The sequence below is a fragment of the Bartonella gabonensis genome, from assembly GCF_903679515.1.
GTDB lineage: Bacteria > Pseudomonadota > Alphaproteobacteria > Rhizobiales > Rhizobiaceae > Bartonella > Bartonella gabonensis.
This window is the reverse complement of the sequence record NZ_CAHOYM010000024.1, coordinates 1-26274: the sequence shown is the minus strand read 5'-3', so window position 1 is coordinate 26274 and position 26274 is coordinate 1. Positions and strand designations below refer to the sequence as shown.

Genomic DNA, 26274 nt, shown 5'->3' with positions numbered 1-26274 from the left:
TCATTATAAATCAATCTGTTGCTTTATATAACACAGTTTTTGCTTTGAGAAGGTGAGACATTTTTTCTTTAAGAGCTTTATTCTACATTGCTGAATCGCTTGTAGAAGTGCAAGCGAATAATTTTGAGAAATTCATTATGAATAGATTAAAAATGAAAGAAATTTACACTATTGAAGAGAATTTAGTTAAAATGTCTAAAATATTTTATAAATCAATATTTTGAGCAAGATATTTGAATGTTCAAAATTGAATAATTTATGGGATGTGTTTCTTGTTTGGTTGATTTTAAAAGTTTAAGATTTTTGGGTCTGTTCTTCAGCAGGATTGCGTAGGCGCGAACTTTGAAGAAGTCCCTGTGCTTCTAAAATAGGGTAGATCATTGAGGTCAACAGAGAGTTAATTTGTTTGAGGTCGCGGACAGTATCAAGATGAAGACTGGATGATTCTACATTTTTGAGATCTCCTTCACGTAAGCGTTTAAAATGTTTTAAACTCATCTCTTTTTCTAAGTTTCGTAGTTGATCTTTTTTTTGAATCAATAGATGTGCGGTGTGTGTGTCACGGGAGATAAGAACATTAAATGCGATATGCGCGTTGGTCAGTACAATGGCATGGAAACGAAGGAGATCATCCCAGCCTTCACTGCTGAACTTTAGATTTTTTTGTTGTTTCTTTTTAAACAGCATTAGCATGTTGTGAATAATGATATCGCCTGCTTGGTCTAATTTTATACAGGCGCCTAAAAGTTCTTGCGTTTGAAAAGTTTCTTCATCCGATAATTTTTGTCCCGCTAATCGTGCAAGATAAAGTTTAATGGCGATATGTTTTTTGTCTAAGATGGTGTTCAGTTGATTAAGCTCAGCAATAATATTGGGATCAGGATTTTCATAAAGTCCCATGACTTTTTCTAGCATGATGTCGACAAGATCACAAATATGAATAACCTTCACGCATGACATTCGAGAGCGCTAGAGCTGGACGTTCAAGAACGCTATCATCAAGAGCTGTTTGATTAGATAAATTAAGCGTTTTATCGGTTTGCGTTTTTTTTATACTCATATGAACGATTTGAGTGGTCAATTTTAAAACCCATTTTGAAAGCGGTATGCCAGCTAGGAGAATGAAAACATTAAAAATGATATGGGCGTTAATCACTTGAGTAGGCGCGTTATTACCAAGCCATGTGATGGGTGGTTGAAAAGATAGAAATAAGATCAGCACAAGGATTGAACCAGCTCCACGCATGAGTAAATTTCCTAAGGGAACGAGGTGGGTATTCGGAGAAGCGTTGCGTGTTAAAAGTGGTGCTATAAGAGAAGAGCTAAAGTTGACACCAAGAACCATGACAACGCAAAGTTGTGTATGGATAAGGTCATAGTTGGCAAAATTCACCAGCAAAATGATTCCTGCAATGGAAGAATGTAAGAGATAGGTTAAAGCTGCAGCTAACAAAAAAGTTGAAACAGGATCGGTTGAAAGGTAACGAATGATGCTCAGCAAAATTTCACTATCCCGCAAAGGTTCTGTCGCTGTACTGATCATTTGTAAAGACAAAAGCAAAAGACCAATACCTATGACAATACGTCCTATTTGGCGCCACTCACGTTTTTGTGTTGTCATGAAGATACACGTACCAATTAAAAGGCAAAGGGGGACAACAACTGTGAGATCGTAGGTAAGAATTTTAACAACGAGTGCTGATCCTAATTCTCCTCCACGTACAGCCATAAGTCCTGCTACTCCAGAGACAAAACCAGATTCAACGAAAGAACCAACGAGAAGCGTTATGGCTGTAGAGCTCTGTAAAACTGTCGCTGTAAAAAGACCAAAACTTACAGCAAACAATGGTTTTGAAATGACGTGGCGCATGTTATATCTAAGCCTGTCACCATAGGCGCGTTCAATTCCTGTGCGTACCATGCGTATGGCCCAGAGAAGTAAAGAAACAGCGCCAGCAAGATGGAGGAGTACCAATGAACCATTCATGATACTTTTTCTTTCTCTTTTGTTTATGAATATGGTTAACTCAAAATTGATAAATTGAAGGTAATTGTTTTTACTTTGCTTTTAATACTTGATTAAAATTATGTCCGCTTGGGTTTTGAAAAACCTTTAGACCAAAACAGTGAAGAATAGAATAAAGGTGGTCGAAAATATCACCTTGAATTTGTTCATAGTCTAGCCAAACGGTGGTGTTCGTAAAGCAATAGATTTCCAAGGGTAAACCGTTTTCTGTAGGGGGTAATTGTCGAGCCATAAAGGTCATATTGGGGTTGATGTTGAGATGCTGTTGTAGATAAGCAAAAACATAAGCACGAAAAGTTCCAATATTGGTTAAACGGCGCGTATTGGCTACAACATCATGATTTTTATCTAATTGAGCGTTCCATTGATCAATTTCTGCTCTTTTTTGTGTGAAATAATTTTCTAATAAATTAAATCGGGAAAGATATTTTTGTTCTTCTTCTGTGAGAAAATGGATACTTGATTGATCAATAAAAAGGGAGCGTTTGATGCGTCTGCCACCAGATTCTTGCATTCCTCGCCAATTCTTAAAAGGGTCGGTCACAAGCTTACGGATAGGAACTGAGGTAATGGTGTTGTCGAAATTTTGAACTTTAACAGTATGAAGGGCAATTTCAATAACATCACCATTAGCACCGAGATTGGGAATTTCAATCCAATCACCAACACGAACCATATCGGTGGATGAAATTTGAATCCCAGCAACAAGAGAAAGAAGTGTATCTTGAAAAATTAACATGAGAACTGCGGCCATTGCACCAAGACCGGAGAAGAGAATAAGAGGGGAGCGGTCAATTAATATGGCGACCATTAAAACTGCTGCAATCGCAAAAAGTGCGATTTTAGCAATTTGAATATAGCCTTTTATTGGTTTTAGTCGTGCTGTTGGTCGTTGTTCGTAAAGGATGTTAATGATATTGAGACAGGCAGAAATTGTCAGAACAACAAAAAATATCATGAAGGCATTGGCAACATTATCGATGATAGTGCTGAATGCATCGGGTAATGTTGGTATAAAATTAACACCGACGGAAATAATAAAAGCTGAGATGATATTCGCTAGGTATTGAATAGCATTGTTAATATCGGTCGTTGTATTACTGGGGAGGAAAGAAGAGAGCTTTGTTGCTCCGTGAATGAGTAATTTTCGTCCTACAAAGTTGATTAAAAGGGCAATTATAGTAAGAATAATAAGCCAAGAAGTAGCTTCTAACCACGGATATTGAACAATAAATTCGATCACTTTTTACTCTCCATTTCTAAAATTATAAGCAGTCAAGAGATTAAAATTTTACAACTGCTTAAGAGGAAGTCTTGGAATTATGCTCTAAAGTCGTTAAATATGCAAAAAAGAATTTTTAAACTCTGTGAGAGATAATGCGTTTTCCGCCTGATTTCCTTAATGAACTGCGTAGTAGACTCCCAATTTCAACAGTGATTGGTCAACGGGTGAACTTTGATCCTCGAAAAAGTAAGCCTTCACGGGGAGATTTTTGGTGTTGTTGTCCATTTCATGGTGAGAAAACGCCCAGTTTTCATTGTGATGATCATAAAGGGCGTTATTATTGCTTTGGTTGTGGTGTAAGCGGCGATATTTTTACCTTTCTGTGCGAGCTTGATGGATTACACTTTTCAGAAAGTGTTGAGCGTTTGGCTGATTTTGCAGGAATGAAGTTACCCGTTTTGGATCCACAAAGTCATCAACGTCAAATGGAAAAAGCTGACCTTTATGATGTGATGAAAATTGCTACAGATTTTTTTCAATATCATTTACGCGATCAAGGAGGCGCGCAGGCACGTCGTTATCTGGATGCACGTGGTGTTACGCAAAAACTTATAGAGCGTTTTCGAATTGGTTTTGCGCCGGTAAGGCGTACAGCTTTGAAAGAAGCTTTAAGTGCCCGTGGTATTTCAATAAAGCAAATGGAAGAATGTGGACTTCTCACAGTGCATGAGGAGAGTGCGGATTCTTATGACCGATTTAGAAATCGCATTATGTTTCCTATTGAAGATTTGCGCGGACGTGTGGTGGCTTTTGGAGGGCGTGCGTTAGAGAAAGAAACACGAGCAAAATATCTCAATAGTCCTGAAACAGTGCTCTTTCATAAAGGAAATATACTTTATAATGCAGCAGCGGCTCGCAAAAATAGTCGTTTTGTTGGCGATGAAAAAATTCATTCACTTCTGGTTGTCGAGGGGTATATGGATGTTATTGCATTGACTAAAGCCGGTTTTAAAGGAGTTGTCGCACCCTTAGGGACAGCATTAACGGAAACACAAATTGAGCTTTTATGGCAGATGGGCAAGGAGCCCATTTTGTGTTTTGATGGTGATGATGCTGGTTTAAAGGCTGCTTTTCGCGTTGCTGATCGGGTATTGCCTCTTTTAAAGGTTGGGGTTTGTGTCCGCTTTGTTTTGTTGCCACAAGGAAAAGATCCTGATGAAATTGTTTGTGCTGGTGGTGCGCAGCTTTTTTCTTCTTTTTTGCAAAAAGCAATTCCTTTAATTGAGCTTTTATGGTGGCGTGCTACCTATGGAAAGCATTTTGAAACACCAGAGACACGAGCGGCGCTCGAAAAACAACTCAAACAGCAAATTTTTACAATTAAGGATGAAGATGTCCGTCGTTATTATTTGCAAGATGTAAAAAAACGCCTTTTTGATTTTTTTCGTCCTTCTTTTTCAAAAAAGAAAGGGGGAGGGCGATATGAACAGACTTCACACAATGGAATCTTTAAAGATCAATCCTTCTCTCTGTTAGCAAATTCTGAAATAGTACGAAATTCTTCGCAAGCTATTCCCTTACGTGAAGCCGTGATTTTAATCACTTTAGTTTACTATCCTGAGTTATGGCATGAAAATTTTGAAATTCTCTCTGAGTTAGAATTAAAAAATACACAATTGATGTGTTTTCACCAAACGATGTTGGAAATTCTGGGGAATCAGCCGCTTCATGATAAAGAAACGATGGTCGCGCTCTTAGAAAAAAAAGGGCAAAAGGCTTTATTAGAGCGTATGAAACATCTTGTGCAAAATATTGGTATGCGTATTATCTTTGGAGGAGCTCCTATAGAAGATGCACGTGCTATATTAAAACAAGCTGTCTACTTGCATCTTCAGGAACACCACCTACATAAGAGATTACAGGATATTGAAGAGCAACTTGTAGAAAATCCTAAGAGTGAGGTTTTTGAGCTGCTTCGTGAGATAAAAAATGAGCTGGAGCAAATGCAGGCAACAGAAGCATTAATTGAAGGATTTGGAAGTTGGTTAGATGAAAAAATAGACGGGAATACACAAGATACGATAAAATGATTCGCTTTTTTAATGCGAATCAGTCACTTAAATTTTAGATGAGGACGTTATATGTGGAGTGACATTTTCATAAAGATGACAGTTGATTCATAAAGATGATAATTAAATTTTAGAATGAATTTTAGGAAAAGCGGGAAATTGGTTCTTACGATAAGGTGCAGAGATTATCTCAGAAGGGCTGAGAGGTGTCGGGGAAGCTTCTGGAGTTTTCCCGCGTTTTTGTCTGGATGACAAGTTTATCTGGCTGTAAAGGCATATACAAAATGTATTCTTTCCAATAGTAATCTCTTAAAAGGAAGTATATATGAGAGACTATTGGTCAATTTAGGTGAGAACAAAAAAGCTGGTCACAGGGAAACTATGATTACATGGAAACTATGAAGTGATCGAGTGGAGTTATGGTATGGCAACAAAGGTAAAACAGAAAAATAATGCGGAAGTAACAAGCCAAGCGAGTTTGGATGGTCCTCTTCTTGATTTTTCTGATGATGCCATCAAGAAAATGATTAAACTTGCCAAAAAAAATGGTTACGTCACGATGGATGAGCTCAATGCCGTTCTTCCTTCCAACGAGGTTACATCCGAACAAATTGAAGATATCTTGGCGATGTTCTCTGAAATGGGGGTTAATGTCGTTGATGATGAGGATGAAGTTGAGTCTGAAAATTATGAAGACGAAGTTACGGTAGAGGGGGGTGACTTAGTAGAGGCCTCTAGCCACGCACTTGCAACAACAACGAATAAGCGCGAAGTAACAGATCGTACGGATGATCCGGTGCGTATGTATTTACGTGAGATGGGAGCTGTTGAGCTTCTGTCACGAGAAGGCGAAATTGCCATTGCCAAGCGTATTGAAGCAGGGCGTGAGACAATGATTGCCGGACTTTGTGAGAGCCCTTTGACTTTTCAGGCCCTGATTATCTGGCGTGATGAGTTAAAAGAACAGCGCATTCTTCTTCGTGAAATTATTGATCTTGAAACGACTTATGCTGGTCCAGAAGCAAAGCAAGCTCCTGTTATTGAGCGAAGTGAAGTTGATAAGATAAAAGAAGAAAAGATGTCTTCTGGTATACGTGATATGGGAGAAAATATAGGAGAAAAAAGCATTGAAGATGATGATGAAGAAGACGATGATGATGTAAACTTATCTCTTGCAGCAATGGAAAAAGAGCTTTGTCCTCAAGTTATGGAAACATTGGATTTTATTGCTCAAACCTATGTGAAATTACGCAAATTACAAGATCAGCATGTTGAAAGCAGTTTGGCAGAGCGTAAAGAGGGAGCTCTTACAGCGTCTCAAAAGAAAAGATATATTCAATTAAAGGGTGAGTTGATTCAAGCCGTAAAATCTCTCTCTTTGAATCAAAATCGTATCGAAGCTTTGGTTGAACAGCTTTATGACATCAACAAGAGATTGATTCATAATGAAGGTAAACTGAAACGAATTGCGAATAGTTATGGTATTGGCCATGAAGATTTTTTAAGAGAATACCAAGGGCGTGAATTGGATGCAGATTGGATGAATTATATTGCCACTTTGCCTGCACCGGGTTGGAAAGAATTTTCAAAGCGTGAAGCAAAAGAAATTCAAAAATTGCGAAGTGAAATACAAAATCTCGCGCAAGAAACGGCTATTTCGATTGGTGAATTTCGCCGTATTGTTATGCAGGTGCAGAAAGGTGAGCGCGAATCAACAATTGCGAAAAAAGAGATGGTTGAATCTAATTTACGTCTGGTCATTTCAATTGCAAAAAAATATACTAATCGTGGTTTGCAGTTTCTTGACCTTATTCAAGAGGGCAATATCGGTTTGATGAAGGCTGTGGATAAGTTTGAATATCGGCGTGGCTATAAATTTTCAACTTATGCAACATGGTGGATTCGTCAGGCTATTACGCGTTCAATTGCGGATCAGGCACGCACTATTCGTATCCCTGTTCATATGATTGAAACAATTAATAAAATTGTTCGTACTTCCCGTCAGATTCTCCATGAAATTGGACGAGAGCCGACACCAGAAGAACTCTCTAGTAAGCTTTCTATGCCGTTAGAAAAAGTGAGAAAGGTTCTTAAAATTGCAAAAGAACCTATTTCACTCGAAACGCCTGTTGGTGATGAAGATGATTCTCATTTGGGTGATTTTATTGAGGATAGGAATGCACTATTACCCATTGATGCTGCTATCCAAGCAAATTTGCGTGAGACGACAACACGCGTTCTTGCTTCATTAACACCACGGGAAGAACGTGTTTTGCGGATGCGTTTCGGGATAGGGATGAATACAGATCACACCTTGGAAGAAGTAGGACAACAGTTCTCAGTTACAAGAGAACGTATTCGTCAGATTGAAGCAAAGGCACTTCGTAAATTGAAGCATCCTAGTCGCTCACGAAAATTACGCAGTTTTCTCGATTCTTAAATAAAAGAATTGGTGCATTTTAATCATTTCCCTTTTTCTGTATGGAGGGGAGGTTTGTTACTGTGTATTTGGATATTTTTTTGAGAAAACTTTGAATAATCTAGAAAGTTTACGATATTTAACGTTTTTTGTAGCGATGAGGGTTTGTACTTCTCTGTCTCAAAAGAACAGATATAGGCAAAGAGTGGTTATGGAGCTGAGAGGTGAGGGAGGGACTTTCAAGAAGAGCGATAAAGCATTATCTTGCCTAAAGCGGTTCGTTTTTTTAAAAATGAGATATTTCAAGAATAAATTTATCATGCAGCGTACTGTCTTTTTGATGAAAAAGTGTATTCTTTGCAAAATTATTTTATCGTTTTAGGGGACGTATTTTATTCTTTGTCAGTTTACAAAGGGGCTTTTCAATGGGTTATGTTCATTTATATGCGCTATTTTTTGAATACACCCTTTTTCTTCAGATTAATTTTAAGAAAATTGTATGAAATACGCATTGAGTTGAATCTTTTTAAGAGGCAGAAATAGATGAAATTATAGAAATTAAACTTTTAATTTTTTCTTTTTTATCGATCGTCTTAATGAAAAAAGGTGTACTTGAGTTTATGAGTGGAGAACTTCCTTTTTGGAAAGTCAAAAAATTAGAAGAGCTTTCCTTCTCTGAGTGGGAAAGCCTTTGTGATGGCTGTGGTCGTTGTTGTCTCCACAAAGTTGAGGATGATACGGGTGATTTGTATGCAACCAGTATTGCTTGTCGTCTGTTAGATGGGGAAACTTGCCAGTGTCGCGATTATATTCATCGTAAATCAATTGTACCAGATTGTATAGCGTTAGACATTACAACAGTTAAAACGGTGCGTTGGCTTCCAAAAAGTTGTGCCTATAGATTAATTTATGAGGGAAAAGATCTTCCATGGTGGCATCCACTGGTCTCAGGAGATTCTCAGACGGTGCATAAAGCACACGCTTCTGTGCGCGGACACATAGAGATTTACGAAGACGAATTATTATCTGAAGAAGATTATCTCACTTATATCACTGGTCTTCTGTGCGAAAGCCAGTGATATAATTGTTTTAGACAGTCCTTGGTGATTTTAATCGATAGCAAAAACTACGGTGACATTGATATTATAATTTAATTCACCACCTGCAAAATTCGTATCTGCGTAGCTTGCATCTGCTACTCTGCTCATGAGACGCGGTGTTGAACGATAGGATTCATCTTCAGTGATTTCAAGAATTTTTCCTAGTTTTAAATTGGCTGCTTCCGCTATTGTTTTTGCTTTTTCAATAGCTTCAGAAATAGCTTTTTTCCGTGCTTCTTGATAAAATGGCTTAGTATCTGCATTGGTAAAAATAATACCATTCACGGAGTTAACACCCAGTGCCATCGCTTGATCAAATATTTTACCAGCATTGGAAAGATCACGAATGCGTACAGTTAAAGAATTTGAAACACGGTAAAGCTTTTCATCGTTCTTTTTGTCTTGTTGTTTATCAGGGTTCGACTGATAAATGGACAAGCCTGATGTTTGAAAATCATTCGCTTGGATTCCATTGTCCTTAAAAGCCTTTATAATATCATTGATTGATTGATTATTGGAAGCTAATGCTTTTTGAGCGGTTTTGTCATGGGTAACAACGGCTAGATTAATAATTGCCATATCCGGTGTCGCTTGACTTTCTCCGATCGCGGTTACTGTAATCGTTGCATTTTTCATTTTATTTTCTTCAGCATGGGCTGTCACTGAAGCGGTTAAGAGTGTGAATGCTATCATAGTAGCTATCTTAATCAGATAACTCTTTAGTGGCTGAATTTTCTTCTCTATCATATCTAGTCCTTTATATTTATTAATTTACTATTTTCTCACTTTTGAGAGTTCTTGTAAAGAAATTAGGGCGCTTTTAAAAAAACCAATAGAGGTTTACGACGATGAATTATTATCTGAGGAAGTTTATCCCATCATATCATGGATCTTTTGTGCGGAGGTCAATGATATGATTATTTTATACAATAATTGATGGTATTGCATGATTTAGTCTATAGAAAATGTGACGGTAACAGCGACAGAATAACCTCGCTGACCTTCTGAAAGAGTTGTCTCTTTATAGGTTCCATCTAGTGCTTGATATGTAAGGTTGGGCATTGGGTGAAAATTATCTTCAACGATTTTAATAATTTTTCCTAATTTTACATTTGCTGCTTGCGCTATGGTTTCAGCTTTTTTAATGGCTTCAACGATAGCTTTTTTACGCGATTCTTTATAGAATGGATTTGGATCGGCATTGGTAAAGTTAATACCATCGATTTTGTTAACGCCCAGAGCTATTATTTGATCAAGTATTTTACCAGTGTTGGCAAGGTCACGAATATGTACTGTTAAAAAATTTGTAACACGATAAAGTTGTTCATTCTTCTTTTCTTCTTGATGATTATCTGGGGTAAATGGATGAAGCGATAATCCTGATATCTGTAAATCATTTGCATGAATGTTATTATTCTTAAGAGTGTTTACAATATCATTCATAGATTTATTATTAGCGTTTAAAGCTTTTTGGGCGGTTTTTTTCTCTGTAACAACGGCAAGATCGATAGTCACCATATCTGGTGCTGTGAAACTCTCGCCAGTTGCAACAACTTCAATTGTAGCGTTTTTCATTTTGCTTTGTTCAGCGTGTATGGGGAATGAAGTGGCGAGCAGTGCGAATGCCATTATAGCTATTTTAACTTTACAATACTTCAATGGCTTGAAAATTATTTTTATCATATCTATTCCTTTAGAGATATCCGTTTATTATTTTTTCATTTTTGAGAATTCTTGTAAAAAAATTTAGGGTACTAGAAAAAAAAACAATAGAAAAGCGAAAAAGATGGGTTATAACCTAGGTCAGCTCTTGTATCATAGAGCATTTTAGTTTAAAGAAAGACCACCTATGTAGGGCCTGTAGCTCAATTGGTTAGAGCCAGCGGCTCATAACCGCTTGGTTGGGGGTTCGAGTCCCTCCGGGCCCACCAATAGGGAATTATCCAAGAGGAAAATGAATAACTTAGTAAAGTTTTCAAGATTCTATTTCCTTCGTTTTTTTGATTTATCTCTTCGCTTTTTCTAAATTTTTTTGTTGAAGTCTTTTTCTATCATTCATTTTAATATATACAGTGATGATATATTGTTCAGTCTCGTCAAAGAAATGTTTTCATTTGTAATATTGGAACATCTGGATTAATTCGATCTGTATTGCTGCTTACATTCTTAATTCATATGCTGTTTTTTTATTTTTTCTGTGTGATGTTTTTCATAAAGCAGGAGGTTAATGCTTTATGAGATGAGTTTATTTATGCTTGTTTTACAAATGGATTGATCCCTATAAAATCAACGCTAAACGTTATGCTTGTTCATAACCAATGTCCCGAAAAACAGTGAGTATAAATCCGCCTTCTTTGAATGATCTTTGCCTTTTTGATATTTTTTCCAAGAAAAAAGTTTTTTCTGATTTTTGAAAGGTATTGTTTATAGGGACGGTGGAGTTTTTTTAAGAATTTGATCAATCGTTGTTTTTTTGGATCTTATTCTTATAAGGACTTGGCAGTATTTCAGTAAACCTTTTCTTTTTGTATTACGAAAATTTTCTCGTATTGATTGTGAAAAGAGTTTTCTCTTTTCTGCAAAATGATTGGCAGGGCAATGATTTTTGTTGAAAGAAGTACATTTCTTGTTCAAATATCGTATTTTTTTTATGTATGTGAGAGAATTTCTTCCTTGTTGTAAATCTATATACAATTTACATCCTTACGTACGGAGATCATAGGTGGTGGTTCATTTTATTTTTTTACGTCGCCATTTTTATTCATGATAGAGAATCAGTATTCAAAGAGTATTTTTAGAGGGGAGGTTGCCTTGTAAATGCGCTACAGGGTTTTAAGGGAGGCAGCTTTTATAAGGACTTCTTCCTATAACATTGTTGTATTCTTGCTTTGCAATATTGTTTAAAAAACTTAAATGGTGCTGTGTAGAATAAAATTGTGATATATTTTTCTTTTAAAATAAGCCTTTTCATGTTCTCTTATAAAGAGTTCAGGAGTATCTTCAGGGATATTTTCACATTAATTTGTTATTGGTTCGAATCACAAGATTTGCGTAACATTATCCGCGTTGTTGATAGATCATACCAATTTTCATAAGAAGGTTTGGATCGAGCGATGCTTTCTTTTTCACCATGGTACATAACTCATAGAATTTTATCTGATTTTATAAAATAAGTTTGTACACAATTGCTTCCATACTGCCTATTGCAAATATTTTTTTCTAAGGTATGAGATATGTTTAAACGCTTTAGCGTTATATAGTTTGACAATACGGAGTGTGACTATGAAGAATGATGAAAAATTTGAGGCGGCTTTATCGGATATTATTGTGAAATGGGAGTCTTTGTCGACATCTCAAAAGCAAGCGATATTGGATAGAGTGGAAAATTCTACAACTGCTTCTCATTCAACAGGACATTTAAAGCTTCAATCTTCTTTTTATTTCCAGACGAAATCAAAGCTATAAGTTTTAAGTCTTCATCGGAGATGTTGAAGCCAGTTATGACATATATGGCGCTAGCATTTCCGAGAGTGTTTAGAATAGCCATAAGTTTATCAACAGAAGGTCTCTTTCCTCCTTTTATCATTTGTTGGACATAGTTTTGTCCACAGCCTGCTGCTCTGCTTATTTCGATCATCGTCCGTCCGTCACTTTTTATCAATTCAATTAAGCGTTGGAACCAATCTTTTTCAGTCTTTGTCATTTTTAGACCTTTACACATTTACGCTATAGCGTTAATATTGCGTCGCGAATCCAGAATATATGATACAAGGAGCGTGAAAATATCCATGCATAGCTCTTCGCTAATGAAGCATATAGAGTTGTTTTTAACTAATAACAAAATGTCCCCATACACTTTTAGATTCGAATCAATAAAAATGGTTCTTTAGTTCCACGGTTGTAAAGAAATCAGCGCGTATACCAGAAACGGTGATACGCACGCGTGTGTTCATAAGATTTCACTGTGATAGTATACGTAGCAGCATTATAAATCAAGATATACCCCAACATCAGCATTTGTAAAAATTCTGCATTAAGTTGGTATGTGAGCATATAACGAAGTTTTACAGCCTTAAGAGACAAGATCGTGGTTGTAGAAAAAAACATAAATTCATAGGTTTAAAATGTCCATTTCTCTTTTATTGTAATAAATTAGGTCACTATCAGATAGTCTGTCGTATGTGTATGTTAAAAAAACTTTGGAAATATCAAAAAAAGTGATTTTGGTATTTTTATAGAACACAAAAATAATTTCGGGCACGAAGGTGGTTTTTTGGTGGAATGGGATACACGCGCCAATGCTCCTATAAAGATGGGTGTGCTTTTGATGATACGATAGTTTATAATAAAGTCTGTGTTTACGGTGACATTTTTGTTTATGACAATAGGCTAATATATAGTCGTCTAGGGGGGAAGAATTTACATGTTTACGAGAGGGGAAAACTTTATTGTCATTTGAATATGAGTGGAGAGGCATATGTTTATACTAATGTAGTCGTTTTAGGTCAATTTTGAAGGCTCAATATATTGAAGTTTGTAGGGATACTTATGAATATAGAAAGGCTCATGTTTATAATAATGCTTTGGTTTGTGGTGATGTAAAAATTTGTGGGAAGGTAAAATTTTACAGAAAATCTGTGTTTTGTGGCACTGAAGATTTTTTGTAATAATGAAAAAACTTCCACCGCCCATATTCCACATGGCGTAAAAGAGGAAGACAAGAACGTTTTGGCGAAGGCGTATATTGATTTTATCACGTTGTTCGTTTTGTTGGAAGTTCCTTATTTTTTATATTTTGGATCAATAAATATGTCGCAGATAATTGGTGTGAGCGTGTGTATTTCGCCGCTTTCAGAGTATTTTTTGCGTCATTTATCAATGTTTAATGGAGAAAATAAGAATGTCGATGGCGATTATTTGCACTTGGAATATGTAGTTTATTGCCTTCTTTTTTGATGAAAGATGAATCAAAACAAATTTCTTAAGATGATTACTTGAGCGGCAATGAGAGGAGATCAAAATGAGTGTAAACGAAATTTTATTGGGAGCAATAATTGTTGTTTTGTTGTTCAGTGGGGTTATATTTCGGTTTTCTTTATATTATTGCAGTCAAATTAAAGCTCTAAAAGAGGAATCCAGAAGGATAAAGCATGAGTTTTTAAGGGATTCTATGAAGATGACTGAAGAACGAGATAGAGCTATTAGAGAGCAAAATATGGTGATTAAAAGACGCGATCAAGCAATTGAAAAACTAAAAAAACAAATTAGGCAATATCAAGAAAACGAAAAAAAATATCAAAAAGTGCTTAAATCTGAAAATGATAAAGAGTGATTATCTTCATATTTTGTACCGAACTTATGCATTAAAGGATTTGGAGATGGAGTAGAAAGATTGGGAATAATGAGAGAGAGATAGACTTTCATGAAGCACATTATGGTGTTCGTGGAGAGATTGTCTTGGAAGAGAATATTTAAGTTTACTCTGATCTATAATTTATAAAATCGTTAGAGTTGATAGAAAAGTAATCGTTGGCGATAAAATAAAAGTTTATGATGATACCTTATTTTATAGCTATGCTAGAGTATTAAAAAGGGGATCTAGACGATTCAGAAATTGTTATGGTGATTTATATGTTATCGTAAAAAACAATTTTGTGCGTTCCTTTTAGGTTTTAGCTATAATGGTGTGATAGTTTCAAGGAATAAGCATAAAAAATTACATGGGAATAGAAAGAAAGAGATATTTGTTTTTTATGAAGACGAAGGAAATAAGTCTGTCATGATGATCCAATACAGAATAGGAAGATGAACGTAAAAAATATTGATCTCTGGAAAAGCAATCACATTCCTAATTTGTGGTTTATTTTCTCGTCATAAGCGTTTTGTTGATGAAAATACACAAGGCTTGAGAGATTTGCTGCGCGAAAATTTAACTGTTCCTTACACCTGTTAAAAATAACACAAAAAAATTTCTTCCATTGAGAAAAAATCAGTTACCTTTTATTCATTATAAAAACGTAACAAAAATCATTATACAAACTAAACTCTTATCTTAATGGTAAAGAACGTTAAGATTGCAGTTCTTTAATAAGAGCTTTATGGGTAATTTCTTTGATTTGCTCAATATTCATTAAGATATCTTGTTTTGTTGGATATCCTTTACTAGAGAAAGCAATTTTTTGTGCATCTCCTGAGATTAAACGCCAGTACCACTGATTGTGAACTCCTTGAAACACCTCAAAATACATGTTTCTCACCTCATAAAATAGCTGACAATTTTCAGGATAAATACTCAACTAACCCATTTACGAATACTAATGTATGTCTCTATAGGAAGTCGTCAATATATTCCCCTTAAATTTTCTGACCTTAAAAAAATTTCTATGAGAGCTATTATTCTTTTAACAAGAAAAAATTTCTTGTCAATAACATGTGTATGAGAATTTTATACTATAAAATTATTTTTTTTAATTTAATGACACTATATGTCTATTTATAATAAAAATATTTTTCTTTATGCAGAAGTAAATTTTATAGAGGGCACAAACTTCCACCAGTATGGACAAAGGAAAAATGTTTTTCTCCATACTGGTAGCGCTTAATTATTTCTTATTTTTTAAATAGACATTTATTGATTAGCTATAACTTCTTTTTTGGATACGCTTCGAATGAGTAAATCAATGAATAAGCTAAGGGTATAAGAATTAGCCATTTTGGCTTTCATATCGATCAGAGAGGTTGCAGTTTTAGGGTTAAGACCATTTGATAACCCTTGTCTTGATAAATATTGTTGCAATTTTTCATAAGAGCTGTCGATTTTTTCTTGATTTAGTTTTTCATTACGATCACACTTGGCAAGTGTTTCTTCTAGTCCCTCAATTTTTTTTATAAAATAATTCCAGTCAAAATCCCCTTTTGTATATTCGGCGTCAAACATTTTTCCTTGTCCGGTTAAAAGCCAATTAATGTTGACTCCATATAACGTGCGGTATGTTTGTAAGACACTAAGATTGGGTTCTCTTTCTCCACGCTCGTAAAAAGCGATAGAATTTTTTGTCATGCTAAAACTTTTAGCTAAGGTTTCACGTGATGGATCGCCTAAAGCAAGACGTACATAACGTAAACGCTTTCCAAATATGGTTTTTGATTCAGTTTCAGGACGTGCCACGAATTATCTCCCTCAGTAAATCATCATGGTATAAATCATTAAATAATAAAAGCACACTATGTATTAATAATCTATGACATAATGTCAATATTTATCGTTTTAATTTTTCTTATTAATCGGTAAAAAATAATCTCTCAACTCTATTGTATTGACGGTTAATATTCATTTTACAACAAAATTCTCTATTTGCTGCATTTATCTCTTGCTTTTTTTGAGAAAATTTTCATGTAACTTTACCATATATACTCTATACACCTCTGCATTAAGAGATGCAACTTTAAAGAAATACAAGCTTTTGATTTACACTATGTGTGTGCTGTAGGTGAATTAGAAAATAAAGTTTGAGGAATGATCATGACCCTATTACGCTATTTTGGGTTTGCTTTTTTTTTCACGATTATTGGTGTCTTTTTAGGAGGGGCTATTGGTTGGTTTGAAACGGGAAGCATTACTGGTTTTCTTAAATATTTTTTTATTTGCTGTGTTTTAGGGGTTTTGGAAGTTTCTTTATCTTTTGATAATTCTATTATCAATGCACGTGTTCTTGGTAGAATGAATCCGTTATGGCGTCGTCGTTTTCTTATATGGGGTATTTTGATTGCTGTATTTGGGATGCGGATTGTTTTTCCGTTGTTGTTGGTTGTCGTTGCTGTTGGGATTAATCCAATTGCGGCAGTTAAATTAGCAATAGGGGAACCACAGCGATATGCCGAAGTCTTAACCGATGCGCATATGGGAATTGCCGCTTTTGGAGGAACTTTCCTTATGATGGTTGGCTTAAAATATTTTTTTGATTCTGAAAAAAAGGTGCATTGGCTTAATGTTATAGAGAGACCTGCTCAAAAATTGGGAGCGCTTGTTGGGATTGATATTGCAATTGTTTTGATTTTGATCTTATTCGTGTCAGGGCAGATTGTTGCGGAAGATAAAGTCACTTTTTTATTAGCAGCCCTTTATGGGCTTTTAACGTTTATAGCTGTTGAAGCTGTTGGTCATCTCTTGGATGCTCCTCAGAAGACTTTGACGACAGTAACACAAGGGGGATTAGGGGCGTTCCTTTATTTAGAAGTTCTTGATGCGAGTTTTTCTTTCGATGGTGTGGTTGGTGCTTTTGCCTTTTCACACAACCTTTTTATTATCGCAATTGGTCTTGGTATTGGTGCATTTTACGTTCGTTCTATGACAATTATGTTAGTCGAATCAGGGACATTGTTGCATTATCGTTATTTGGAGCATGGTGCTTTTTATGCAATTTTAGTTCTTGCCGTGATTATGTATCTGCAAACGATTATATCGGTTCCTGAAGTCTTAACAGGACTGGTGGGAGTCTGTATTATTGGAATGGCATTGTATTCTTCAATTCGTTTTAAGCGTCGTCAATTGGATAAACATGTTGCGTCTTAAGTAATGGAAACTTCATGCTTTTGTTTATCCTATATCCTTAATAGAATAGGTCTTTTACGAAAAACAAAAAGCTCTTGTCTTTACTTATGTGCGTCTTTGTTTTAAAGTTAAATCCATGGCATAATTCTCTCCATGAAGGGAGCAATATAAAATCTCTTGGATAGATTGGACTTAAATAATAAGGTGCAAACAGGCGCTACACTTTTTATCAGCTTTCAGTACGACGACAGCTCCTGTATTTAATTCTTCATAAGAAGCATTTTTTCTGCTTTCTTGAAAGATTTTTATTTCCATATTTACTCTATTCTGGTCTCTCATTTAAATAGGAAAATAAATAATTTGTTTCTTATAAATCAGTATCTTATAATAGATTGCTAGAAAACTATATTTTAGGAGACCATTAACAGTTCGATACCAGCCTCATTCATCGTTTTAAGCATCGTGTTCAGGGATTCGTTTACATCAATACCAGCGCAGGCATTTAATGAAACACTGACGTTAAAACCACATTGTATGGCGTGAAGAGCAGAAAATCCAACACAAAAGTCTGTTGCTAAGCCGCACATAAAGAGCTTGGTAAAACCAAGTTCTTTGAGATAAACTTGTAAACCTGTTGGTGTTTTTTGATCATTTTCAAGAAAAGCAGAATAGCTATCCATTTTTTGATTATAGCCTTTTCTAAGGATAAGTTGAGCCTTTTCCACTCTGAGAGATGGATGAAATTCTGCGCCTTGTGTTCCTTGTATGCAATGATCAGGCCAAAGTATTTGCGGACCATAGTCAAGATTAATGGTGTCATAGGGTTTTTTTTCAGGATAGTAGGAAGCAAAGCTACAATGGTTTTTGGGGTGCCAGTCTTGAGTTAAGATAACGTGGTCAAAATGATGAATGAGATTATTGACGGCGGGTAAAATAGCATCACCTTGTGGTACTGCGAGTGCTCCATCGGGTAAGAAGTCATTTTGAACATCAATGACGATTAAGGCTTTTTTTTCCATAAATATATTCCTATAGGAGATGAGTTTTTATCGTATTTTTTAAAAGCTATATTTCGTCTTGAAGTTTTGAAATGATTTGCTGAATATTGAGCTTATTTTTACAATTATCAAGGCAAAAGAGGGGGATAGATAAGTTTTTACAATTCATTCTATAGTTTTTTACGAAGTGTAACCACGTACCAATGGGAAGTGCACTGCTGTTATTTGTTGCGACATGTTGACGCAAAGCTTTCATGATCATTGGGCTTGGGACGTCAGATCCCATAAGGCGTTGGTCGTTTTGTAAACGTAATTTAAGCCACATCAAGGCAAGCGGTGAAGTCCATTGTTTTCCGTAACAAAAAATCGATGAAAAAAGGGAGGGATTTTTTACTGCGTAATATAAAGCCCATAAAGCAAAAAAAGAAGGCGCATAGAGAATTACTTTTCTTTTTGGTTCTATATTACATTGATAGGTTGGTTTAATACGATAAAAATATAATGTTATATCTGGTATGGAAAAAAGGGGTAATGTTTGATAACACGTTTCAGGTACAGCTAAAAAGATTTGCTTTTTGCTTTTTGAGGGGATGTTTTTTTGCATTTAGAACCATACTAGGGCTTGTGAGATGAGAAAAAATGTACCAATATTAAAGCGAAAAGCTTTTGAGATGATGTAAGCTCTATTTACTGTACAGTTTCAAAAAGCGAAAGCAGTTTTTTCAAAATCCTAATCTTTAATATCGCACAATATAAAAGAGAAGTTTATGGCACGTCAATTTATCTACCATATGGCTGGGCTCAACAAGTCTTACGGCACTAAAAAAATTTTAGAAAATATTCATTTGTCTTTTTATCCAGATGCGAAGATTGGTATTTTAGGACCAAATGGTGCAGGTAAATCGACTATTTTACGCATTATGGCTGGGCTAGATAAAGAATATACTGGAGAAGCATGGCTTTCTGAAGGAGCGCGTTGTGGCTATTTACCACAAGAACCTGTGCTTGATGCAAGCAAAGATGTGCGTGGCAATGTGATGGAAGGTGTTGCAGATAAACAGGCCATTCTTGAGCGTTATAACGAATTGATGATGAATTATAGCGAGGAAACGGCTGATGAAAGTGCACAGCTTCAGGATATTATTGACAGTCAGAATCTTTGGGATTTAGAAAGTCAAGTGGAAATGGCGATGGCTGCTCTTGGTTGTCCGCCAGCTGAAGCAGATGTGACAAAACTTTCAGGGGGTGAAAAGCGGCGTGTTGCGCTTTGTAAATTGCTTTTGTCAAAACCTGATTTGTTGCTTTTAGATGAACCGACAAACCATTTAGATGCTGAAACGACAGCTTGGCTTGAAAGGCATCTGCGTGAATATCCTGGCGCTGTACTTTTGATAACCCATGATCGTTATTTTCTCGACAATGTTACGGGATGGATTTTAGAATTAGATCGCGGTAAAGGTATCCCTTATGAGGGGAACTATTCTGCTTATTTGGGGGCTAAAGCTAAGCGTTTGGCTCAAGAAGGTCGTGAAGAGGCTGCGCGTCAACGTGCTTTATCGCGTGAGCAAGAATGGATTGCTTCTAGTCCAAAAGGCCGTCAAGCAAAATCAAAAGCGCGGATTAAAGCTTATGATGAGTTGGTTCAGGCGGCACGTGAGCGCCGTCCTGGAGAGGCGCAAATCATTATTCCTATTGGAGAAAGATTAGGACAGGTTATTATTGAAGTTGATCATCTCTCTAAAGCTTATGGCGAACGTGTGTTGATTGATTCTCTCTCTTTTAAACTTCCTGCTGGGGGCATTGTCGGCGTTATTGGGGCTAATGGTATGGGAAAGTCGACTTTGTTTAAAATGTTGACGGGACAAGAACAACCCGATTCAGGTCAAATACGGATCGGTGAAACAGTTCACATGAGTTATGTTGATCAGAGCCGCGATTCTTTAGCAGGGGATAAAACTGTTTGGGAAGAGATTTCTGGTGGAAATGATATTATTAAGTTAGGCAAATATGAGATGAATAGTCGTGCTTATTGCGGGGCTTTTAATTTCAAGGGGACCGATCAGCAGCAGAAGGTGGCAAATTTATCAGGCGGGCAGCGCAATCGCGTCCACTTGGCAAAACTTCTAAAAGCGGGCGGAAATGTGCTTCTTCTTGATGAACCGACAAATGACCTTGATACTGAAACCTTAGGTGTATTGGAAGATGCATTAGAAAATTTCGCTGGTTGTGCAGTGATTATATCGCATGATCGTATGTTTCTTGATCGATTGGCAACACATATTTTAGCCTTTGAAGGTGATGGCCATGTGGAATGGTTTGAAGGTAATTTTGCTGAATATGAGGCTGATAAAGTTCGCCGTCGTGGGGCCGTCCCCCTTAACCCAAAGCATGCAAATTATAAGCCTCTTACACGCTAGAATTTTTTATCTTATTGGAACTTTATTGGGGAAATAGTGTGTTTTTGTGTTTATGATATTCATTAATAAAGTCGTATGTATTCCGTGGAAGTTTTTATTCATTGGAAATAGAGAGAGTCTTTATGAGATGATGACGTAAATAAAGCCATTCTGCTCGTGATATATCGCTGTTCTTGCTTGTAAAATTACTATGAAGAGGGAGATCTTTTTATGGAAAGTGCTGTTCTCCAGATGCCATGGTCGTTGAGCATGAGCGTCTTTACTTAAAAAGCAACAAGCTAAACCATTCTATTATTTATTCTCTCTTCATGTTGGGTAATTTTTGTTTTGAGATCGTTATAAGAGACATTTCGTTCATCTTTCATGAATAGGTTTGAAATAAGAAAAAATTACGATACTTTAGCCTTTTATTTAAGTTAAAATGATGAATAATCGTTATAAATAAATGTGTTATAATTATTTATGAGCAAGGGGATAAGATCTGTTCATCTTTTACAGTAGTCTATTTTTTTCATAGTATGATAAAATTGCGGGAACGAAATAGATCAGAGTATGCACATTATGCTTGACTTTTTTTCCTATAAACAAATCTTTATAGGAAGGTTTAAGGAATAATTATGAAAAAAAGTGCAAGTTTAGATGCAATGATTATACTGCTGAAAGCGGTCGCAGAAGTGAGCCATTTACGTGTTCTCAGACTTTTGCATCATGAAGATTTAACAATCCAAGATTTTATTTTTATTCTCGATCAGTCGCAAGCGTGTATATCACGACATTTACATTTATTGTACGAAGCACGATTGATTGAGCGTTATCAGAAGGGAGGTTATCTTTATTTTAAGCTTTGTCCTGATTTTTGGGGTAAAGACATTGTGATGAGCATGCTTTCGGCTTTGCCAAAGCATGATATGTTGTTAGCGCACGATTTAGAGCGTTTGAAGGGTATAAAAAAGCAGCGTCAAAAAACGAGGAAGAAGCATTTCTTACAAAATATGTCGCAATGGGATGTTTTACGATCTTCTTATAGGGCAGATCGTGATGTGGAAAATGCTTTACTTAAAATTGTGGGCGATAAGCCATTTCAAACGATGCTGAATATTGGAATGGGTGGAGATTCTGTCTTAAAATTGTTTTCTGATCTTTATACGCATGCGGTTGAAGTCGTGCTTGATCGTGATGTTTTGCACTTGCCTGTTGGAGATACAACTTTTGATTTAGTCATTCTTCATAGGGTTTTACATTTTCTTGAAAACCCTGAAATGGTTTTTCATAAGATATCAGGCGTTTTGCGTCCTCATGGGCGTTTATTGATTGTGGATTTTTGTTATCATAAAGTTGAAGCTTCACATTCTGATCAAGCGCATATGAATCTTGGATTTTCGGCTTTACAAATAGAACAATGGCTTAAAAATGTGGGTTTTGTTTTAGAACAAACGATTTGTCTTACTCCTATACAAAATAAAAACAGTGAGGCGTGTATGGTGATACTTTGGCTTGCTCGTGATCCACGTTTATTGGTTGATGATATCAAAGATAAACAAATAGATTTTGCATAAATCGCGTTTGTTAATGTGCTTTGTTCTCTAATTTTTCTCAAGGAATAGCGCAGAGATAAAACTTTATTCAATCATTGGAAAGTTATTGTTTTTTTATATGCGGGTATTGGTGTTTCATAGGGGCGCAGAGGCTGTGTAAGGAACTTTTATAGATTAAAGCTCTGAGGATTTTCATTTAATGTGTCTTGATATCATATTGTTAATTAATCAATAAATTGATTTTAAAAGATCATTTATCTTTTACAATTCCAATGTTTTTCTATTATAATTGAAAAGGAAAGTAGACCTTTCATGCATTTTCTCAATATAAAGAGCGGCTGCAATATAATGGGATGGTGGTCTGTACCTTCATAAATGGCAAAGATAGTGGTCCCCAATCTAAGTTATCTCTTTAAGAGAACCAAGAGGTGAGGTGAAACAGAATTTTAAAACAAGGGCATGGATGAGAAATGCCTTAGAGTCTTTTGTAGGGAAAACATTAAAGAATGAGAAAAGCAAAAACCCGGGGCAATGCGCTAAAAGATATGAATGTTTTTAAAAGCCGAAAAGCATATTAACGGGTGATGTGATGGTAAAGATAGAAACTGGTTTCTACTCTTTACTTATTCTTTCAAAATTAAGTGCTTTTCTAGCTTGAGGATTACTCAAACAGATATATGCAATATTTTTTCCTCGTTTTGCCTATTGAAGCTGGAACGGCTCACAACGCTTTCATTCGCTTTAATCTTTGTCTCAAACATACTATTATATTCGGAATATATGTTGATTTACAAGCTATAGAAAAATAAAACTTATCGTAGATAATATCGTATAATTACTCATAAATTGGTTATGGATTAGAGAGATATAGCGAGTTTTATAAAATATTTTGTGAAATAACAATTATAATGCATCTGGCTTTTCTTTTATCCTTTTATCATAAAAAGTCTTGAGGGTTATTCAATAAGCCTATTTTTTTGCCAAAAGTGAATTTCTTTTTTTGCTTATGTGCGCATCTTATGGTGTAGCTCGTGGATGATGTAGCGTAAAATTCATAGGGCAGCATTGTTTTTCATTTAAATAAAAGTTGTAAGCTGGCATGATCATCTATTTCCGATTTTCAATATTGTGTCGTTTTTATCTATATGCTAATCTTATTTATGATATGCGATAGGTATGGCTTTGATTGATGCAATATCAGAAGATTTAAAATAGGGGATGCTTATAAGATTGGGGCGGGTGTTTAATATAAAAATGACCAATAATCATTAGAATCAATATCTTAATATGTCAAAAGAGCATGGCAATTTTTGAACGCAAAAATTGTTTTATTTATCATTTTGCAGACAGTTTAAGGGGAAATAAGGGGTAAAGATTAAAAGAAATATCTGCTTCATCATTTCCGTTATGATAGCATAGGGCGATTTGTTGGCTATTGTAAGATAGTTTATCTTTATTGAGAATGATTATCGGGTATGATTCGAAATAAATACCTTCAGAGTTTTCGTTTTTTCGTGAGCTGTTTGAATTCTTTATTGATGTTAGCAGTCAAGAGATTTGACAATATTTTTAAAGGATCATTTTCAGAAGCTTTCATGAAGATAGATAAGATTTTTCCCATATAATTTATTGTTTTTATTTAAATAATTCATCTGTCCTTTTGAACAGATGTTTCGGCTATTATTGTACAAGGTTTAAAGGCGACGTTTTTCTTTTGTGGTGATCGCCGTTAGACAAGTGATTCTGCTGAATCTATTTTTTATAGGGTGAATATAACGCAGATGATTTGTTTTCTTAATTATGAGCACCAAAGTTGTGAAAGAAATTATTATAAAAATTATGATGGTTATAGATTCTGATTGATGCCTGTTGAAATAAAATTGCTTCAAATTGGGTCATTTTGAATTTTTTTGCCTAAATTTCACCATTTTTAAACAGTTTATAATTCTTTTGTGTTTTTTTGCGCAGAATATGATAAGAATTTCTTGTTGTTTAAAGCATTTTATTTCATAGCAAGAATATTGCATTGGCTATCTTAGTGGTTGATGCAAAAAGACGATCGGGGAACCTCCTCCCCCCCCCCCCGCGTGGATCCCCTAGATTGTCTGGCCTGACTGAGGGTTTCCTCAGTCAGGTTTTTTTGTAAATTGTTTTTAGGGCCTGAAAAGGTGTTCTTAGGGCCTAAAAGGCGTAAGCTATATTTATTGTAAGCATGTAGTGCTAGGGGGATAAGAGTGCATTGAGTGGTTAGTGTTATCGTGTTCATTTTCAATGATGAGAGTTTTTCTTTATTGAGAAATCGTTGGATGTTATAAAGAAAATCTGTGTTTGATTCTGTAATCTTTAGGTAAGAGATAATGGGATTTTTCTCCAGTCGTATTGCTTTTATTTTATTTGTATTTCTTATTTTTGCCGTTGGCATTTTTGCGCCTCACAGTGTTACTGTTCAGAAGTTTTTTTCCGGCTATCTTTCTTCTTCTTCTTCTCAGCAGGTTGAGGTAACAGAGGAGTTGTTGCTAGAGAGATGGGCGATGGCTTTTCCAGATATTATTGTGCATCTTTCTAAGATGAGTCCTGAGCAGCAAGAGTTATTTATTGAGCAAGTGCGTCGTGATGCGGTTTTATTTGCTTCTGAAAGTGGTCAGAGCCGTGAAAAGGCTCACAAGTTTGGTGAAACTGTTGCTACGGCTCTCTTAAAAGCGATATCTCGTCCTTCTATTGCGAATGCTTATTTTTAACTATTTTAAAAGTCGCGCTTTTAGATTTCATTTTAAGAGGCAGAGCTTTTCGTGAAATTTTGAAAAGCGCGAGGAAAATAAGCAATTCGTAAGATAATGAGCAAAATTTATCTTACCAAAAAGGTAATCAATCAGAACATAAAAATGAGGGTTGCGATTATTGCAAGAGTGGTCACAAGTTCATTGAGATTACGTCAGGTTAATTGCATTATCAATGGCTAGGATGACAAAAGGAATAAAAAAACAGCTCAATCAAGATAGTATTTTCATAAAGAGTGAGAATAATCTGAGAGTACTCATTTGTATAGAAAAGCAAGGGCATGAATTGCTGTAAAAAAATACGTTAAGCGCATTTTATATGTCCGTTATTTTTTGTTTGATAGGGAGGATAGAAAGTTCTTAAAAGGCTTGAGCTTTTTTCTCTTTCGGATTTTAGCATGTTGATACACTTGTATGATTTCTCAAGGTAAGGTGCAAGGCTGATACGATGATGATCTGGGATAAAGCAAAAAATATTTAGATGAGGATGAGAGGTCCATTTTCCTTCAAAAAGCTTTGAAGATATTGCATTTTCGCGAATTTAAAAACACAGAAAAAAATAATCGTTAAGCTTTGTTGTAGGAACAAAGAGGGGTATGATTTTTTTCTAAGTTCTTATTTTATATGTGAAGTTAGAATCTCGAGTGTTGTGAAATTCTCTTTTTTACATAACACAAAGCAAGAGGCTCTTGTGGATAAAAGCCCTTTTAGAAGGAAGTGAAAAGCTTCTTTGAGTTATCTAAAATACCAAAGGCTGGCTGTTGCAATATTTTGAATTGGTAAAGAGTATGAGGGGTTTGGTATATTCATGAGCTTTTTATGCACAATGGTGGGATGAGAGATTGGTTTGGCATGCGGCTTTGGTCGATGGTTTATTGGGGATAAAGAGTGTTGCGGGCATTTATTGGCGCATGAGAAACATTGATGATTTTTTTTATTTTTTGTGAAACTTTTGCGATATCGAGAATCTTCGGTAAAGATGGTCCTGTTTCTATTGCTTTATGAAATTGATCTCAATCAAGAATTTAATTATCATCTGTAAAAAATATTATATCTATTTAAATCGCTATTTTTGTACTATAAAAATTGCTTGATATAACATCAATAACATAAATGGATAGAATATATCATTTTATTGAATATGCTATAAGTTTAAC

Annotated in this window: 18 protein-coding genes, 1 tRNA gene and 1 pseudogene; 10 read left to right on the top strand and 10 right to left on the bottom strand. The window is 35.5% G+C overall.

All coding sequences use genetic code 11. The annotated features are described in order from the left end of the window. Positions 1 to 294 precede the first annotated feature (294 nt). A pseudogene (locus tag HWX04_RS05685) lies at positions 295 to 1987 on the bottom strand (Na/Pi cotransporter family protein). Between the two features lie 70 nt (positions 1988 to 2057). Then, positions 2058 to 3269, bottom strand: a complete 1212-nt coding sequence (locus HWX04_RS05680; RefSeq protein ID WP_175869220.1) for a mechanosensitive ion channel family protein — start codon at positions 3267 to 3269, stop codon at positions 2058 to 2060. A gap of 134 nt (positions 3270 to 3403) precedes the next feature. Between HWX04_RS05680 and dnaG the strand changes: the two genes are divergently transcribed. The 3 genes from dnaG to HWX04_RS05665 all read left to right on the top strand — a co-directional run bounded on the left by dnaG (position 3404) and on the right by HWX04_RS05665 (position 8818). Further along, positions 3404 to 5341: a DNA primase gene (dnaG, locus tag HWX04_RS05675; protein WP_175869219.1), complete on the top strand. Its 1938-nt coding sequence runs from the start codon at positions 3404 to 3406 to the stop codon at positions 5339 to 5341. A gap of 403 nt (positions 5342 to 5744) precedes the next feature. Then, positions 5745 to 7760, top strand: a complete 2016-nt coding sequence (rpoD, locus tag HWX04_RS05670) for an RNA polymerase sigma factor RpoD (protein WP_175869222.1) — start codon at positions 5745 to 5747, stop codon at positions 7758 to 7760. A 599-nt stretch (positions 7761 to 8359) separates the two neighbouring features. After that, complete coding sequence (locus HWX04_RS05665) at positions 8360 to 8818, top strand: YcgN family cysteine cluster protein (RefSeq protein ID WP_175869221.1); 459 nt, start codon at positions 8360 to 8362, stop codon at positions 8816 to 8818. Positions 8819 to 8848: 30 nt separating this feature from the next. Here the strand turns inward: HWX04_RS05665 and HWX04_RS05660 are convergent, their stop codons facing one another. Together HWX04_RS05660 and HWX04_RS05655 are read right to left on the bottom strand one after the other, a co-directional pair. Continuing rightward, positions 8849 to 9586, bottom strand: a complete 738-nt coding sequence (locus tag HWX04_RS05660; RefSeq protein WP_175869218.1) for an SIMPL domain-containing protein — start codon at positions 9584 to 9586, stop codon at positions 8849 to 8851. 204 nt (positions 9587 to 9790) lie between these two features. Then, positions 9791 to 10522 (bottom strand): SIMPL domain-containing protein, encoded by a 732-nt coding sequence (locus tag HWX04_RS05655; RefSeq protein WP_175869217.1) that lies wholly within the window; start codon positions 10520 to 10522, stop codon positions 9791 to 9793. A gap of 171 nt (positions 10523 to 10693) precedes the next feature. Here HWX04_RS05655 and HWX04_RS05650 point away from each other — a divergent pair. Together HWX04_RS05650 and HWX04_RS08630 are read left to right on the top strand one after the other, a co-directional pair. Beyond that, positions 10694 to 10770 (top strand) — tRNA-Ile (locus tag HWX04_RS05650). Between the two features lie 1351 nt (positions 10771 to 12121). Beyond that, a complete protein-coding gene (locus HWX04_RS08630; protein ID WP_246257479.1) occupies positions 12122 to 12304 on the top strand; it encodes a hypothetical protein in 183 nt (60 codons plus the stop codon). On the opposite strand, the gene HWX04_RS05645 is transcribed toward HWX04_RS08630, so the two are convergent. Continuing rightward, complete coding sequence (locus HWX04_RS05645) at positions 12228 to 12542, bottom strand: helix-turn-helix domain-containing protein (RefSeq protein WP_175869216.1); 315 nt, start codon at positions 12540 to 12542, stop codon at positions 12228 to 12230. The genes HWX04_RS08630 and HWX04_RS05645 overlap by 77 nt on opposite strands. A 1317-nt stretch (positions 12543 to 13859) precedes the next feature. Between HWX04_RS05645 and HWX04_RS05640 the strand changes: the two genes are divergently transcribed. Continuing rightward, complete coding sequence (locus HWX04_RS05640; RefSeq protein WP_175869215.1) at positions 13860 to 14171, top strand: hypothetical protein; 312 nt, start codon at positions 13860 to 13862, stop codon at positions 14169 to 14171. 736 nt (positions 14172 to 14907) lie between these two features. On the opposite strand, the gene HWX04_RS05635 is transcribed toward HWX04_RS05640, so the two are convergent. Then, positions 14908 to 15087 carry a YegP family protein gene (locus tag HWX04_RS05635; RefSeq protein ID WP_139413477.1) on the bottom strand — a complete coding sequence of 60 codons (180 nt, stop codon included), beginning with the start codon at positions 15085 to 15087 and terminating at the stop codon, positions 14908 to 14910. Positions 15088 to 15467: 380 nt separating this feature from the next. Next, entirely contained in the window at positions 15468 to 16007 is a 540-nt protein-coding gene (locus tag HWX04_RS05630; RefSeq protein WP_175869214.1) for a helix-turn-helix domain-containing protein, read from the bottom strand. Between the two features lie 354 nt (positions 16008 to 16361). On the opposite strand from HWX04_RS05630, the gene HWX04_RS05625 reads away from it, so the two are divergent. Further along, complete coding sequence (locus HWX04_RS05625) at positions 16362 to 17411, top strand: DUF475 domain-containing protein (protein WP_175869213.1); 1050 nt, start codon at positions 16362 to 16364, stop codon at positions 17409 to 17411. A gap of 171 nt (positions 17412 to 17582) precedes the next feature. Here the strand turns inward: HWX04_RS05625 and HWX04_RS08830 are convergent, their stop codons facing one another. The 3 genes from HWX04_RS08830 to HWX04_RS05615 all read right to left on the bottom strand — a co-directional run bounded on the left by HWX04_RS08830 (position 17583) and on the right by HWX04_RS05615 (position 18992). After that, positions 17583 to 17705: a hypothetical protein gene (locus HWX04_RS08830; RefSeq protein WP_281356848.1), complete on the bottom strand. Its 123-nt coding sequence runs from the start codon at positions 17703 to 17705 to the stop codon at positions 17583 to 17585. 95 nt (positions 17706 to 17800) lie between these two features. Beyond that, positions 17801 to 18409 carry a bifunctional nicotinamidase/pyrazinamidase gene (pncA, locus tag HWX04_RS05620; RefSeq protein ID WP_175869212.1) on the bottom strand — a complete coding sequence of 203 codons (609 nt, stop codon included), beginning with the start codon at positions 18407 to 18409 and terminating at the stop codon, positions 17801 to 17803. Between the two features lie 46 nt (positions 18410 to 18455). After that, positions 18456 to 18992 carry a hypothetical protein gene (locus tag HWX04_RS05615; RefSeq protein WP_175869211.1) on the bottom strand — a complete coding sequence of 179 codons (537 nt, stop codon included), beginning with the start codon at positions 18990 to 18992 and terminating at the stop codon, positions 18456 to 18458. Between the two features lie 163 nt (positions 18993 to 19155). On the opposite strand from HWX04_RS05615, the gene ettA reads away from it, so the two are divergent. From ettA to HWX04_RS05600, 3 genes are all read left to right on the top strand, one after another. After that, positions 19156 to 20805: an energy-dependent translational throttle protein EttA gene (gene ettA / locus HWX04_RS05610; RefSeq protein WP_175869210.1), complete on the top strand. Its 1650-nt coding sequence runs from the start codon at positions 19156 to 19158 to the stop codon at positions 20803 to 20805. A gap of 617 nt (positions 20806 to 21422) precedes the next feature. Further along, a complete protein-coding gene (locus tag HWX04_RS05605; protein WP_175869209.1) occupies positions 21423 to 22361 on the top strand; it encodes an ArsR/SmtB family transcription factor in 939 nt (312 codons plus the stop codon). Positions 22362 to 24697: 2336 nt separating this feature from the next. Further along, positions 24698 to 25078 carry a hypothetical protein gene (locus HWX04_RS05600; protein ID WP_175869208.1) on the top strand — a complete coding sequence of 127 codons (381 nt, stop codon included), beginning with the start codon at positions 24698 to 24700 and terminating at the stop codon, positions 25076 to 25078. The last annotated feature ends 1196 nt before the right edge of the window (positions 25079 to 26274 follow it).

Bases quoted from the DNA above. Each gene is read 5' to 3' on its own strand.
- dnaG (WP_175869219.1), top strand. From the start codon at position 3,404: ATGCGTTTTCCGCCTGATTTCCTTAATGAACTGCGTAGTAGACTCCCA.
- rpoD (WP_175869222.1), top strand. From the start codon at position 5,745: ATGGCAACAAAGGTAAAACAGAAAAATAATGCGGAAGTAACAAGCCAA.
- HWX04_RS05665 (WP_175869221.1), top strand. From the start codon at position 8,360: ATGAGTGGAGAACTTCCTTTTTGGAAAGTCAAAAAATTAGAAGAGCTT.
- HWX04_RS05660 (WP_175869218.1), bottom strand. From the start codon at position 9,586: ATGATAGAGAAGAAAATTCAGCCACTAAAGAGTTATCTGATTAAGATA.
- HWX04_RS05655 (WP_175869217.1), bottom strand. From the start codon at position 10,522: ATGATAAAAATAATTTTCAAGCCATTGAAGTATTGTAAAGTTAAAATA.
- HWX04_RS08630 (WP_246257479.1), top strand. From the start codon at position 12,122: ATGAAGAATGATGAAAAATTTGAGGCGGCTTTATCGGATATTATTGTG.
- HWX04_RS05645 (WP_175869216.1), bottom strand. From the start codon at position 12,542: ATGACAAAGACTGAAAAAGATTGGTTCCAACGCTTAATTGAATTGATA.
- HWX04_RS05640 (WP_175869215.1), top strand. From the start codon at position 13,860: ATGAGTGTAAACGAAATTTTATTGGGAGCAATAATTGTTGTTTTGTTG.
- HWX04_RS05635 (WP_139413477.1), bottom strand. From the start codon at position 15,087: ATGTATTTTGAGGTGTTTCAAGGAGTTCACAATCAGTGGTACTGGCGT.
- HWX04_RS05625 (WP_175869213.1), top strand. From the start codon at position 16,362: ATGACCCTATTACGCTATTTTGGGTTTGCTTTTTTTTTCACGATTATT.
- HWX04_RS08830 (WP_281356848.1), bottom strand. From the start codon at position 17,705: ATGGAAATAAAAATCTTTCAAGAAAGCAGAAAAAATGCTTCTTATGAA.
- pncA (WP_175869212.1), bottom strand. From the start codon at position 18,409: ATGGAAAAAAAAGCCTTAATCGTCATTGATGTTCAAAATGACTTCTTA.
- HWX04_RS05615 (WP_175869211.1), bottom strand. From the start codon at position 18,992: ATGCAAAAAAACATCCCCTCAAAAAGCAAAAAGCAAATCTTTTTAGCT.
- ettA (WP_175869210.1), top strand. From the start codon at position 19,156: ATGGCACGTCAATTTATCTACCATATGGCTGGGCTCAACAAGTCTTAC.
- HWX04_RS05605 (WP_175869209.1), top strand. From the start codon at position 21,423: ATGAAAAAAAGTGCAAGTTTAGATGCAATGATTATACTGCTGAAAGCG.
- HWX04_RS05600 (WP_175869208.1), top strand. From the start codon at position 24,698: ATGGGATTTTTCTCCAGTCGTATTGCTTTTATTTTATTTGTATTTCTT.